This is a genomic window from Leucobacter soli (assembly GCF_042659205.1).
Taxonomy (GTDB): Bacteria; Actinomycetota; Actinomycetes; order Actinomycetales; family Microbacteriaceae; genus Leucobacter; species Leucobacter soli.
Map to the genome: position 1 here is coordinate 1 of NZ_JBHSRW010000052.1, position 13,278 is coordinate 13,278.

Below are 13,278 nucleotides of genomic sequence, written 5' to 3' on the forward strand. Positions count from 1 at the left end.
GGTGCGAATGGCGAGCGCGAGGTTCGGCCCGGCGTCGCTGCCCTCCGCTCCGTACGGCAACTGGCTGCCGGTCAGCACCACCGGGACGCCGAGCTCGGCGAGTTCGAAGGCGAGACGCGCGGCCGTGAAGGCGAGCGTATCGGTGCCGTGGGTGATCACGATGCCTCGCGGGCGCGCGGTGCGGGCACGCGCGCCCACCGTGCGGGCGATCCGCGGAGCCGTGTCCACGTCGGCGTTCGCACTGTCGATCGGCGGGTTGAGATGGTTGATCCGCGACTGCGCTCCGATCGGCCCGCAGATCTCCGCGACCATCTCCTCGAGCGCGTCGGGGAACCGCGGATCCGGTGCGAGCCCCTTCTCGGTGCGCCGCATCCCGATCGTGCCGCCCGTAGCGAAGACCAGAACGGTGGGGATCGCATGGGCGGGAGCTTCTCGCATCGCACCATTGTCTCAAAGATCATCCCTACCCGCCTCCGGGCAGCCGGAGGGGTGCTGCGCAGGCGCGGAGCAGGATCCAGCCCTCAGCGAACATTCCGCGATCCACCGGGAATGCTCAGGGCGCACGGCTCCCCCGCTCGATAGTCTTGAAGCACTACGGCCCGCGCCGCGAAAGGATTCTGATGAGCAACCCCGCGCTGACCAACAACCCCGCGCTGAACGGGAAGACCCTCACCGCCGAGGAGTTGAACCGCATCTACAACCAGCCCGCCGCAGAACTCCACCGGCCGGGCGTCGATGAGCCCGCGACCGCGGGCTCCGGCGACCAGGTGCCCCCGGTTGCCGGCAGCGGCAGCCCGATGACCTACGAGAACACGATCTCGAAGACGGTGGTGCTGTTCCTCATCGTGCTCGCGCTCGGCGCTGTCGGCTGGATGGTACCCGTGCTCATGTGGCCCGGCATGATCGCCGGCCTCGTGCTCGGCCTCGTCAACGCGTTCAAGAAGGAGCCCAGTGTTCCGCTGATCCTGCTCTACGCCGCCGCGCAGGGCCTGTTCCTCGGGGGCATCTCCGGCATCTTCGAAGCGCAGTGGCCCGGCATCGTCTCGCAGGCGATCATCGGCACCTTCGCCGTCTTCGGCGTGACGCTGCTGCTCTTCCGCAGCGGCAAGGTGCGCACCAGCCCGCGCATGACCAAGATCGTGCTCATCGCGATGGCCGGCTACCTGGTGTTCTCGCTGATCAACTTCGGCATGATGATGTTCGGCGCCACCGACACGATGTTCGGCATGCGCGACGTCACCCTCTGGGGCATCCCCCTCGGAATCATCGTCGGCCTGCTCGCCGTGTTCCTCGCCGCCTACTCGCTCGTGATGGACTTCGAGCTGATCCAGAACGGCGTGAAGAACCGCGTGCCCGAGAAGTGGGGCTGGTCGGCGGCCTTCGGCCTCATGGTCACGCTGATCTGGCTCTACGTCGAGATCCTCCGCATCATCGCGATCTTCCGCAGCAACTAGCTCGCGCGATCGACGGAAACGGTAAAGGCCGGCCCCGAGGGGCCGGCCTTTACCGTTTGCTCATTCCCACTCGATCGCGCTCACGCGATCGAGTTCCACGCAGCACTGATCGCTCGCGGGAACGACTGCGTCATTCCCACTCGATCGCGCTCACGCGATCGAGTTCCACGCAGCACTGATCGCTCGCGGGAATGACTGCGTCATTCCCACTCGATCGTCCCGGGCGGCTTCGACGTCACGTCGAGCACGACCCGGTTGACCTCGGGCACCTGGTTCGTGATCTTGTTGGAGATGCGCGCGAGCACGTCGTAGGGCACTCGGGTCCAATCGGCGGTCATCGCGTCTTCCGACGACACCGGGCGCAGCACGATCGGGTGGCCGTAGGTGCGGCCGTCGCCCTGCACGCCCACCGATCGGACGTCGGCGAGCAGCACCACCGGGCACTGCCAGATCTCCTGGTCGAGACCCGCAGCGGTCAGCTCGGCGCGGGCGATCGCGTCCGCCTCCCGGAGCGTCTCCAACCGGTCTCGGGTCACCTCGCCGACGATGCGGATGCCGAGTCCCGGCCCGGGGAACGGCTGACGACCGACGATCGCCTCGGGGATGCCGAGCTCGCGGCCGATGGCGCGCACCTCGTCCTTGAACAGCGTGCGCAGCGGCTCGATCAGCTCGAAATCGAGGTCGTCGGGCAGGCCTCCGACGTTGTGATGGCTCTTGATGTTCGCCGTGCCGGCGCCTCCCCCGGACTCGACGACGTCGGGGTAGAGCGTGCCCTGCACGAGGAACTTGATCGGCTCGCCCTCGGCCTTCGCCTCGGCGACGAGATCGCGCTGCACCTGCTCGAAGGAGCGGATGAACTCGCGGCCGATGATCTTGCGCTTCTCCTCGGGATCGGTGACGCCGGCGAGGTGACCGAGGAACGTATCGGCCGCGTCGACCGTGATCAAGTGCACGCCCGTCGACTCGACGTAGTCGCGTTCCACCTGCTCGCGCTCGCCCTTGCGCAGCAGGCCGTGATCCACGAACACGGCGGTCAGCTGGTCGCCGATCGCCTCGTGCACCAGTGCGGTCGAGACCGCCGAATCCACTCCGCCCGAGAGCGCCGAGATGACGCGGGCACTGCCGACCTGCTCGCGGATCGCCGCGACCTGCTCGGCGATCACGTTGCCCGCGTTCCAGTCGGGTGCGATGCCGGCCACGTGGTGCAGGAAGTTCTCGAGGATGCGCTGGCCGTGATCCGAGTGCTTCACCTCGGGGTGCCACTGCACGCCGTACATGCGCTTCTCGACGGAACCGAACGCGGCGACCGGCGTCACTGCGGTGCGGGCGAGCACCTCGAAGCCCTCGGGCGCCTGCTGCACGGCATCGCCGTGGCTCATCCACACGTTCTGCTGCTCGGGCTGACCTCCGAGGATCGCGCCGCCCCCGCCGACGACGGTCGCGTCGGTCGCGCCGTACTCGCGGTCGCCGGTGTTGCCCACCTCGCCGCCGAGGGCGCGGGCCATCACCTGGAAGCCGTAGCAGATGCCGAGCACGGGGATCCCGAGTTCGAAGATCGCATCGTCGAAGCTGGGTGCACCCGCCTCGTAGACCGAGGACGGGCCGCCCGAGAGCACGATCCCGAGCGGCTCCTTGGCGCGGATCTCCTCAGCGGTCACGGTGTGCGGCACGAGTTCGCTGTAGACGCCGGCCTCGCGCACGCGGCGGGCGATCAGCTGCGCGTACTGCGCACCGAAGTCGACGACGAGCACCGGGCGGTGCGTAGTGGTGGCGGTCATGCGTTGGTGCCTTCCGTGGCGGCGGGAGAGGGATCGGGGGTGTCGGAGGCTTCGGCGCCGGAGGCTGCCGCGGCGACGCCGTCGTGCGAGTCGAGGAACGCGTTCACCTCGCGCGCGGTCTGCACCTCGAGGAAGAACGACATCAGCGGGATCACGCCGCCGAGCGCGAGGAGCAGGAAGCGGAGGAAGGACCACCGCATCGGGCTCCAGATCAGGAAGTTCGAGAAGAGGTAGAGGACGTAGAACCAGCCGTGGGCGATGAGGATCGCCTTGAACAGGTCGAAGCCCTGCGGTTGGAAGTCCGCCTCGATCCCCTCCGGTGCGAGCGGCTCGAACTTGGCGAAGCCGTCGGGGGTGAAGAGGAAGAGCTGCACGTTGAAGGCGTACTTCATCACCATCACGGCGCACAGCAGCAGCAGCATGACGCCCGTGATCACCGAGGTGACCTTGTAGAGCTTCAGCGCCTTGCGGATACGCGGATAGTCGGCCGGTTTGGGCTGCAGAACCATGGTTCCCATTCTATTGTTCGTCCGCACCCTGATTCTGCGCGGCGGGATCCTGCTCCGCCGAGACCAGAAGCGCGAGCTCGTGGGTCTTCTCCCAATCGTCCCGGACCAGGCGGAACCAGAAGAAGACGGCGAACCCGGCGAACACGATCCACTCGGCGGCGTAGAACAGGTTGAGCCAGTTGATCGTCTCGGCGGGCAGCGGTGGCACCGATTCGATGGCCGCGAGGCCGATCCCGTCGAACGCGTCTCCCGAGTGCAGCACCAGGAAGCCGGCGTAGGACGGGCCTTCGAACGGCGCCCAGAGGTTGATGAGCTGCGCCGGCGCCATCGTGGTGAGCTGCATCGGATCCTCGTCCGGCTTGGGCACGAGCGTCGGATCCGACGGCATGAACCGGCCCTCGATCACCAGCTCCCCGGGCATCGGGTCGAGCCCTTCTGCGAACGCCTCGGCGGCGCGCTCTGCCTCGGCCGCCGTCGGCGCCCAACCGATCGCGACGGCGAGCCCGCCGCCGCCCTCGACCGCGAAGTGACCGGTCACCCAGGCGCCCAGTTCGTCGCCGTTCCGGCGCTGATCGACGACGAGGAAGTCGCCGTCGACGAAGTCGCCGCGGGCCTCGACGACCATGCCGGCGGCCGCATCGGTCACCGGGGAGCCAGGGGTCGCGACGTCGGCGATCGGGCGCACGGTCTCGCTGAGCGCAGAGTCCTCGTGCTCGAGCTGGACGGAGTGCTCGAGCTGCCAGCGCCCCAGCCAGGCGAACACCCCCGCGACCACGAGCGCGAGGAGCAGACCCAGGATCCAACGGGGCCGCAGCATCACGCGAAGGACCGTCGGGTCTCCTTCGTAGTGGGGGCGCGCGCGTCGTCCTTCACTCACGCTCCGATCCTATCCGGAGCCCCTGACCGCAGCCTGACCGCCGGGCTCGGGCGCGCTGAGCCGCACGCGATCCGCGGCCTCGTCGCTGAGCTGCTCCTGACTCGCGCGCTCCGCCTCGACCCGGGCGAGGTACTTCCGCACCTCATCGCGCGTGCGCGCCTTCGACCACCCGAGCACCTCGGCCATCAGGCCCGCGGCCACCGGCGCCGCCGCGACGCCGCGATCCCACGCCTCGATCGAGATGCGCGTGCGCCGGGCGAGCGCATCGTCGAGGTGCAGCGCTCCCTCCGAGTCCGCCGCGTAGACGATCTCGGCAGCGAGGTAGTCGTCGGCCCCCGGCAGGGGCTCGGCGAGCTCGGGGCGTTCCGCGATCAGGTCGAGCACCTCGTGGGCGAGGGAGCCGTAGCGGCCGAGCAGGTGCTCGACGCGACTCGGATGCATGCCGAAGGCCCTGGCGATGCGCGTGCGCCGGTTCCAGGCGGCTCGGAAGCCCTCGGCGCCGAGCAGCGGCACCTCCGCGGTGATCGAGGCCGGCACGCGGCCGGTCATCCCGGAGGATTCGAGCGCGTCGGATGCCGCATCGATCGCATCCTTCGCCATCACGCGATAAGTCGTGAACTTGCCGCCCGCGACCATCACGAGTCCCGGCACCGGTTGCGCCACAAGGTGCTCGCGAGAGAGTTTGGAGGTCTCCTCGTTCTCGCCGGCGAGGAGCGGCCGCAGCCCGGCGTAGACGCCCTCGACGTCCTCGCGGGTGAGCGGGGTGCGCAGCACGCGGTTCACGCGTTCGAGCAGGTAGTCGATGTCGGTGGCCGTCGCGGCGGGATGGGCCCGATCGAGCCGCCAATCGGTGTCGGTGGTGCCGATCAGCCAGTGGCGCCCCCACGGGATCACGAACAGCACGCTCTTCTCGGTGCGCAGCAGCAGCCCGTGCTTCGAGCGGAAGCGATCCTTCGGCACCACGAGGTGGACGCCCTTCGAGGCCCGCACCTGGAACGTGGCCCGCTCCCCCACCATCGCCTGCACGTCGCTCGTCCAGACCCCGGTCGCGTTCACGACCTGCTTCGCACGGATCTCGATGACCTCGTCCGTCATCAGGTCGCGGGCGGTGACGCCCACCACGCGCTCGCCGACGCGTAGGAAGCCCTCGACCCGCACGCGGCCGGCCACGTGCGCACCGTAGGCGGCGGCCGTCCGGGCGACCATCGCGACGTAGCGCGCGTCGTCGACCTGCGCGTCCGAGTAGACGAGCCCGCCGCGGAAGGCGCGCGGATCGAGACCCGGCGCGTCGCGGACGAGCCTCCGACGCGAGAGGTGCCGGTGCCACGGTACGCCGGGCGGGCGGCCGCCGGTCCGTGCGAAGAGGTCGTAGAGCAGCATGCCCGCGCCGACGTAGGCGCGCTCGATGACCGGTGCGGTGACCGGGTAGAGGAATCGCACGGGTCGCACGAGGTGCGGCGCGATCCGCTGCAGCAGCAGCCCGCGTTCGACCAGCGCCTCGCGCACGAGCGAGAAGTTCAGCTGCTCGAGGTAGCGGATCCCGCCGTGAACCAGTTTCGAGGAGCGGCTGGAGGTCCCGAAGCCCCAGTCCCGGGCCTCGACGAGGCCGGTGGAGAGCCCGCGGGTCACGGCGTCGAGGGCGGCCCCGGTGCCGGTGATGCCGCCGCCGATGACCAGCACGTCGAGTTCGTGATCCGGATCCCGGAGCACCGAGATGGCGGCCGCGCGCTCGGCCGGCCCCAGCTTCCGCGTGTTCATCGGCTCTTCCCGCTCTGCCCGGTCCTACCGCTCGGCGTAGACGATGTCGACCCGCTGGAATTCCTTGAGCTCGCTGTACCCGGTGGTCGCCATGGCCCGCCGGAGCGCGCCCATGAGGTTGGCCGTCCCGTCCGCGATGTGCGCCGGACCGGCGATCACCTCGGCGAGCGGAGCCACCGCGCCGACGCGCATCCGCTTGCCGCGCGGCAGGTCGTCGTGATGCGCCTCCTGGCCCCAGTGCCAGCCCTTGCCCGGCGCATCGGTCGCGCGCGCGAGCGCCGCTCCGAGCATCACGGCGTCGGCGCCGCACGCCATCGCCTTGATCAGGTCGCCCGACGTGCCGAGCCCGCCGTCGGCGATCACGTGCACGTAGCGTCCGCCGGATTCGTCGAGGTAGTCCGACCGCGCCCCCGCGACATCGGCGATCGCCGAGGCCATGGGCGCCCGGATCCCCAGTGTCTTGCGGGTGGTCGAGGAGGCGCCGCCGCCGAAGCCGACGAGCACCCCGGCCGCTCCCGTGCGCATGAGGTGCAGCGCCGACTGATAGGTGGCCGCACCGCCGACGACGACGGGGACGTCGAGCTCGTAGATGAACTGCTTGAGGTTCAAGGGCTCCCGGCCGGCGACCGACACGTGCTCCGCGGAGACCGTGTTGCCGCGGATCACGAACAGGTCGACGCCCGCCCCGATCACGGCGTCGCTGAGCTCTGCCGTGCGGTGGGGCGAGAGCGCTCCCGCCACGGTGACGCCGGCCTCCCGGATCTCACCGAGTCGCGCACCGATCAGCTCGGGCTTGATCGGCTCGGCGTAGAGCTCGCGCATCCGCCGTACCGCCGTCGCGTCGTCGCCGAGCTCCGCGATCTCGTCGAGCACGGGCTGCGGATCCTCGTATCGCGTCCAGAGCCCCTCGAGGTTCAGCACGCCGACGCCGCCGAGACGGCCCAGCTCGATCGCGGTCGCGGGCGACATGACGGAATCCATCGGTGCGCCGAGCACCGGGATGCCGAACTTGAACGCATCGATCGACCAGTCGGTGCTGACGACCTCGGGGTCGCGGGTGCGCCGCGTGGGCACGATCCCGATCTCATCGAAGGTGTAGACGCGCCGTGCGCGCTTTCCGCGGCCGATCTCGATCTGGTTGCTCACCGGACCAGCCTACCCGCCCCCGCCGCGCTCCGGGCCCGGACGAGGCCCGGGCCCGGAGCGGTCGCGGTCAGCGCTTCGCGATCTTCGCGGTGTACGACGAGGTGCGCGACGTCGTCGCGTACCCGCTCTTCTTTCCGGTGACCTTCACCTTGATCTTCTTGCCGGCGTCCTTCGACTTGAGCGTGTAGCTCGACTTCGTCGCGCCGCCGATCGTCTTGCCGTTGCGGTACCAGCGGTAGCTGAACTTCGTGCCGCTCGTCCAACTGCCCCGCTTCACCTTCACGGTCTTACCCGACTTCTTGGTGCCCGAGATCTTCGGCTTCGCGGTCGTCAACGTTCCGGTCTTGACCGCCTTCGTCGCGACTGAGGCCCGGGCCGCCGGCCAGTACCCCTTCTTGGTGCCGGTGACCGTGACCGAGATCTTCTTCTTGAGGTCCGTTGATTTCAGGGTATAGCTCGACTTCGTGGCTCCCCCGATGGGCGTGCCGTTGCGGTTCCACCGATACTTCAGCGTCGACCCCGCGGTCCAGGTGCCGGTCTTCGCCTTGAGCGTCGTGCCGACCTTCACCGTCTGGGCCGCTGCGCTCGAACTGGCGGTCGTGACCTGCGGTGTCTTCGAAACGATCGGCTTGGAGAAGCCGTAGAGGAACCTCGTGTGGTTGCCCTCCCAGTACTTCAGCGTCACCGTCGAAGCCTCGGAGCGATCCTGGCTGCCGGTCTGCTGGCTCGTGTAGTACTCGCGCACCCCGCTCTGCTCGGCGTAGACGTAGTAGTCGCCTGCGGGCGCGTTGTAGAGATCCCACATGCCGAAGTCGGCCGAGGCGCCCGCGCCGCACTGCGGCGTCGGCAGCGTCTCGCCGCGCTGGCCGGGCTCGAGCTGATAGGTCTTGCCGGTCGCCAGATTCTCGGCGATCATCTTGCTCGGTCGCAGCGCCGCCGATTCGCACGAGCCGAAGGTGCCGACGAGATGCGCTTCCGCTTTGATCGTCGTGGTGCCGACCGCGACGTGCCCGTTGTTCACCGTGACCGTCGTCGAGAGGCCTCGCGCATAACCGTTGTTGGGAAGAGTCACACCGAGATTGAGGCGATATGTGCCGTTCGCGACGTTGTTCACCGTCCACTCGCCGGTGGCGGTGTTGACGATCACGTTGCCGTGCTCGCCGTAGTCCCAGCTCTTCACCGAGTAGTCCGGTTGCGTGACGGAGAGCGACAGATAGAGCCCGCTGCGTGTCGCGTCGGCCTCGTTGTAGTCGACCTTGCGCAGCAAGCTGGCGACCGGGGCCGCCGGATCCGTCGCAGCGAAGGTGATCTTCCCGCTCACGGAATACGGGCCGCTGGGCGGCGACGGATTCGCCGCCTGCGCCGCGCTCGGCGCGGCAAGCCCCATCGCACCGAGCAGCAGGGCCGTAGCGAGGGCTAGCGGTCGGGCGAATCGTTTCCGGGCGCGGATCGGACTGAGGCCATCTGCCATCGGGCGAACTCCTTCATACTCGTTTCCCCCTCGTCCACTGTAGGGCATGGTCGCCGATGCCCGGCGACGGCGACGAGCGCCGGATCTACGCCGCCGGCGGTCTAGCGCCGGTAGTTCGGCGCCTCGACCACCATCTGGATGTCGTGCGGGTGCGACTCCTTGAGGCCGGCGGAGGTGATCCGCACGAACTCGCCGCGCTCCTTCAGTTCCTCGATCGTGCGCGCGCCCACGTAGAACATCGACTGGCGCAACCCGCCGATCAGCTGATGCGAGACCGCTCCGACCGGCCCGCGGTAGGGCACCTGGCCCTCGATGCCCTCGGGGATGAGCTTCTCGTCGCTCGGCACATCGGCCTGGAAGTAGCGATCCTTCGAGTACGAGGTGCGCTCGCCGCGCGTCTGCAGCGCGCCGAGCGAGCCCATGCCGCGGTAGTTCTTGAACTGCTTGCCCGCGACGAACACGAGGTCGCCCGGGCTCTCGTCGGTGCCCGCGAGCAGCGAGCCGACCATGACGGAAGAGGCGCCGGCGACGAGCGCCTTCGCGATGTCGCCCGAGTACTGCAGTCCGCCGTCCGCGATCACCGGCACGCCGGCGGGCGTCGCCGCCTTCGCCGCTTCGTAGACGGCGGTCACCTGCGGCACGCCGACACCGGCGATGACGCGGGTGGTGCAGATCGACCCCGGTCCGACGCCGACCTTCACCGCGTCCGCTCCGGCCTCGACGATCGCCTTCGCCCCGTTGTACGTGGCGACGTTGCCGCCGATGACGTCGACGCCGGCGAACGCCGGGTCGGCCTTGATCCTGGCGATGATCTCGAGCACGCCTCGGCTGTCGCCGTTCGCGGTGTCGACCACGAGCACGTCGACGCCGGCTTCGACCAGCGCACCGGCACGGTTCCACGCGTCTCCGAAGAAGCCGACCGCGGCACCGACGCGCAGACGGCCCGCGTCGTCCTTCGTGGCGTTCGGGTACTGCTCTTCCTTATCGAAGTCCTTCACGGTGATCAGACCGGTGAGCCGGCCGGCTTCGTCGACGAGCGGCAGCTTCTCGATCCGATGCTCCTGGAACAGCGCCTGCGCGTCGTCCCGCGAGATGCCCCGCGGGCCGGTGATCAGCGGCATCGGCGTCATCGCCTCGGCGACGCGCATGGTGCGGCGATCCTCGGCCGAGATGAAGCGCATGTCGCGGTTCGTGATGATGCCGAGCAGCACGCCCTCCGCATCCACGACCGGAAGCCCCGAGACCCGGTACTCGCCGCACAGCGCGTCGACCTCGGCCACCGTGGCGTCGAGCGTGGTGGTCACCGGATTCGTGATCATTCCGGCCTCGTTCCGCTTGACCCGGTCGACCATCTCGGCCTGATCCTCGATGGAGAGGTTGCGGTGCAGGATCCCGATGCCGCCGTTGCGCGCCATCGCGATCGCCATGCGCGTTTCGGTGACGGTGTCCATCGCCGCCGAGATCAGCGGCATGGCGAGCCGGATCCGGCGCGTGAACTGGGACGAGGTGTCCGCCTCGCTCGGGATGACGTCGGTGTGCGCGGGCAGGAGCAGCACATCGTCGTAGGTGAGACCGGTGAACGCGAACGGATCACGCTGTTCCATGGAGACCTCTTCTGCAGGATCGGGTGACGGACGAACGACGCTGGTCTGCGGCCGGGTCCGGCCGTACACCTAGTGTAATCGTCCGGGGTCGGCGACTATTCCCGCGGCTAGAGCACAGGATGCGTCGCGATCTCGCCGGTGGTCAGCGGCGGTTCCGCTCCGGCCGGAGTCCTGCGGACGCGCCTGATCGAGAGCACCATGTCGACGAGCAGCACGATCAGGGCGACCCAGACCGCCGCGAATCCGATCCAGCGGGCGAGGGGCATCTCCTCGTGGAAGATGAAGTACCCGGTGAGGAACGCAAGGATCGGGGTGGTGAACTGGATGAAGCCCATGTGCGAGAGCGGCAGGCGGCGATTGCCCGCGGCGAAGAGCAGCAGCGGGATCGCGGTGACGACACCGCTGAGCAGCAGCAGTGTCGTGATGGCGGGGCCGTGCTCGAAGGCGCCGAGGCGTCCGGCGAGCAGCAGGATCACGATCAGCTGCGGGATCGCGATCGCGGAGGCGATCATCGTCTCGACGGTGAGGCCGGTGAGCGCGTCCACATGCTGGCTGGTCTGCTTGCGCACGGCGCCGTAGAACCCGAACGTGAATGCGAGGCTGAGGGCGATGAGCGGGAACTGGCCGTAGGCGATCGCGCTGATGATCACCCCGATCCCCGCGATGCCGACCGCGATCCATTGCAGGCGGGTGAGTCGTTCCTTGCGCACGATCACACCGATGAGGATCGTGACGAGCGGATTGATGAAGTAGCCGAGCGCCGTCTCGAGGATCCGCTCCGTAACGACGCCGACGACGAAGATCTGCCAGTTCGCGTAGAGCAGGAGGGAGGCGAGGATGAACCAGCCGAACATCCGCGCCGATCGGAGGATCTCGAAGACCGGCGACCAAGCGCGCATCACGGTGACCGCGAGGACGCAGAAGACGAGCGCGGTGAGGACGCGCCACGGCACCGCCTCATAGGGATCGATGTCGGCGAGCAGCGCGAAGTACAGCGGGAAGGCGCCCCAGCACAGGTATGCGGCGATGCCGTAGATATAGCCCAGACGTTGCTCCACCGCACCAGCCTAGGGGTACCGGGCGACGGAGGAGAAAAAGAAACGGGGCCGGTGCAGCAGCACCGGCCCCGTGGACGCTCGTCGGTCGACTAGCGCTCGACGATCGCGAGGATGTCGCGCGCCGAGAGGACGAGGAACTCGTCGCCGCCGTACTTGACCTCGGTGCCGCCGTACTTCGAGTAGAGCACGATGTCGCCGACATTGACGTCGAGCGGCACGCGGTTGCCGTTGTCATCGATGCGACCCGGGCCCACGGCGAGCACCTCGCCCTCCGAGGGCTTCTCCTTGGCGCTGTCCGGGATCACGAGACCGGAGGCGGTGGTCTGCTCCGCCTCGACCTGCTTGATGACGATTCGATCTTCGAGCGGCTTGATGTTCACCGACACGTGTGACCTCTTTCTTCGGGGTAAGTACCAGGTGGCGCCCCGGGCGGGCGCGCTGGTAGCGAGTCTAGAGCCAGAGCTGGCACTCTCGCAAGGCGAGTGCCAATGGATCGCATCGCCGCGAACGCGCTCAGAGCGAACAGCGCCGCCCTCGGAAGATCACGGCCGAGCCCGCACGGGCGATCCCGAGGAACGCCACGATCTGAGGCTGCTGTGAAATGACTACTGTGAAATACTGGGATCCCTGCTACCCAGTCGGCCGTGCGGCGGCCACGAGCCTCGCCGCGACCACCCAATCGAGAAGGACGCATGTCGAATCCCACCGATCCCGGCGCCGAGCAGCCGACGCCCGCCCCGCCCGCGGCCGCACCGCAGTACCCGGAGGCACCCGCCCCGGAGCCGCAGTACGCGCCTCCGGCCGCCCCGCAGTACGCCGCTCCTGCGGCCCCGCAGTACGGTGCACCGCAGTACACGGCCCCGCAGTACGGTGCGCCGCAGTACGCCGCGCAGGGCGTTCCGCAGTACCCGGCCGCCCCGCGCACCAATACGCTCTCGATCATCGCGCTGATCTCGGCGTTCGTGCTGCCCTTCGTGGTGCCGGTCGTGCTCGGACACATCAGCCTCGGGCAGATCAAGCGCACGGGCGAGAGCGGGCGCGGCATGGCGATCGCGGCGCTCGTCCTGGGCTACATCGAGGTCGGGTTCTGGGTGATCTGGGCGATCGCTCTGATGCTGGCGATCACCCTCGCCGCGACCACCACCTACTAGGAGCGACGAAGATGACCGCACCCTACCCGAACGCGCCCCAGCCCGTCCGTCCGCAGGCGACGACCGTCGGCCAGACCAATGCGTTCGCGCTGGTCTCCGTGATCCTCGCCTTCATCCAGCCCATCGCCGCCATCGTCTTCGGGCATCTGGCGATCAACCAGATCAAGCGCAACGGCGACGGTGGGCGCGGCATCGCACTCACGGGACTGATCATCGGCTACGTCTACGTGGCATCCTTCGTGCTGTTCATCCTCATCTACGTGAGCATCATCGCGTTGGCGATCGGTTCGATGGGGTCGCTGTTCTCGGAGCTCGACCGGATGAGCTATTACAGCTGAACCGGCCGGCCGGCCGCTCCCGGGCTGGGAGGCCCTCCTCGCCGAAGAGGGCCGAGAGCTTCTGCGCGCCGTCGAGGACGCACTCGCCGACGGGCGCTCGCTCGATCGGGCCGGCGCGGAGCTCCGCTCGGCGG

The 13,278-nt window shown here is 68.8% G+C and carries 13 protein-coding genes; 3 read left to right on the top strand and 10 right to left on the bottom strand.

The features are described from left to right. Positions 1–438, bottom strand: a 438-nt coding sequence (locus ACFPZL_RS05310) for an asparaginase domain-containing protein (RefSeq protein WP_382334825.1), incomplete at its 3' end; no start/stop codon positions are given. A 182-nt stretch (positions 439–620) separates the two neighbouring features. Between ACFPZL_RS05310 and ACFPZL_RS05315 the strand changes: the two genes are divergently transcribed. Continuing rightward, entirely contained in the window at positions 621–1,454 is an 834-nt protein-coding gene (locus tag ACFPZL_RS05315) for a Bax inhibitor-1/YccA family protein (protein WP_218113976.1), read from the top strand. 200 nt (positions 1,455–1,654) lie between these two features. Here the strand turns inward: ACFPZL_RS05315 and guaA are convergent, their stop codons facing one another. The 9 genes from guaA to groES all read right to left on the bottom strand — a co-directional run bounded on the left by guaA (position 1,655) and on the right by groES (position 12,041). Then, positions 1,655–3,232 carry a glutamine-hydrolyzing GMP synthase gene (guaA, locus tag ACFPZL_RS05320; protein ID WP_218113975.1) on the bottom strand — a complete coding sequence of 526 codons (1,578 nt, stop codon included), beginning with the start codon at positions 3,230–3,232 and terminating at the stop codon, positions 1,655–1,657. Beyond that, positions 3,229–3,741, bottom strand: a complete 513-nt coding sequence (locus ACFPZL_RS05325) for a DUF3817 domain-containing protein (RefSeq protein ID WP_218113974.1) — start codon at positions 3,739–3,741, stop codon at positions 3,229–3,231. The genes guaA and ACFPZL_RS05325 overlap by 4 nt, the downstream gene beginning before the upstream one ends. Before the next feature lie 10 nt (positions 3,742–3,751). Then, the gene (locus ACFPZL_RS05330) at positions 3,752–4,618 is read right to left on the bottom strand and encodes an SURF1 family cytochrome oxidase biogenesis protein (RefSeq protein ID WP_236021723.1); all 867 of its coding nucleotides are present in this window, start codon (positions 4,616–4,618) and stop codon (positions 3,752–3,754) included. A gap of 9 nt (positions 4,619–4,627) precedes the next feature. Then, positions 4,628–6,376 (bottom strand): glycerol-3-phosphate dehydrogenase/oxidase, encoded by a 1,749-nt coding sequence (locus ACFPZL_RS05335; RefSeq protein WP_218113973.1) that lies wholly within the window; start codon positions 6,374–6,376, stop codon positions 4,628–4,630. Between the two features lie 24 nt (positions 6,377–6,400). Continuing rightward, positions 6,401–7,522 carry a GuaB3 family IMP dehydrogenase-related protein gene (locus ACFPZL_RS05340; protein ID WP_218113972.1) on the bottom strand — a complete coding sequence of 374 codons (1,122 nt, stop codon included), beginning with the start codon at positions 7,520–7,522 and terminating at the stop codon, positions 6,401–6,403. Positions 7,523–7,589: 67 nt separating this feature from the next. Then, positions 7,590–8,993, bottom strand: coding sequence for a hypothetical protein (locus ACFPZL_RS05345; protein ID WP_218113971.1), 1,404 nt, complete (start codon positions 8,991–8,993; stop codon positions 7,590–7,592). 101 nt (positions 8,994–9,094) lie between these two features. Next, positions 9,095–10,597 (bottom strand): IMP dehydrogenase, encoded by a 1,503-nt coding sequence (gene guaB / locus ACFPZL_RS05350; protein WP_218113970.1) that lies wholly within the window; start codon positions 10,595–10,597, stop codon positions 9,095–9,097. A gap of 107 nt (positions 10,598–10,704) precedes the next feature. After that, on the bottom strand, positions 10,705–11,655 hold the full coding sequence (rarD, locus tag ACFPZL_RS05355) for an EamA family transporter RarD (RefSeq protein WP_218113969.1): 951 nt from the start codon (positions 11,653–11,655) through the stop codon (positions 10,705–10,707). Positions 11,656–11,744: 89 nt separating this feature from the next. Beyond that, a complete protein-coding gene (gene groES / locus ACFPZL_RS05360) occupies positions 11,745–12,041 on the bottom strand; it encodes a co-chaperone GroES (protein WP_218113968.1) in 297 nt (98 codons plus the stop codon). A 306-nt stretch (positions 12,042–12,347) separates the two neighbouring features. On the opposite strand from groES, the gene ACFPZL_RS05365 reads away from it, so the two are divergent. After that, complete coding sequence (locus ACFPZL_RS05365; protein ID WP_218113967.1) at positions 12,348–12,806, top strand: DUF4190 domain-containing protein; 459 nt, start codon at positions 12,348–12,350, stop codon at positions 12,804–12,806. Positions 12,807–12,817: 11 nt separating this feature from the next. Continuing rightward, positions 12,818–13,144 carry a DUF4190 domain-containing protein gene (locus tag ACFPZL_RS05370; RefSeq protein WP_218113966.1) on the top strand — a complete coding sequence of 109 codons (327 nt, stop codon included), beginning with the start codon at positions 12,818–12,820 and terminating at the stop codon, positions 13,142–13,144. Positions 13,145–13,278: the final 134 nt, after the last annotated feature.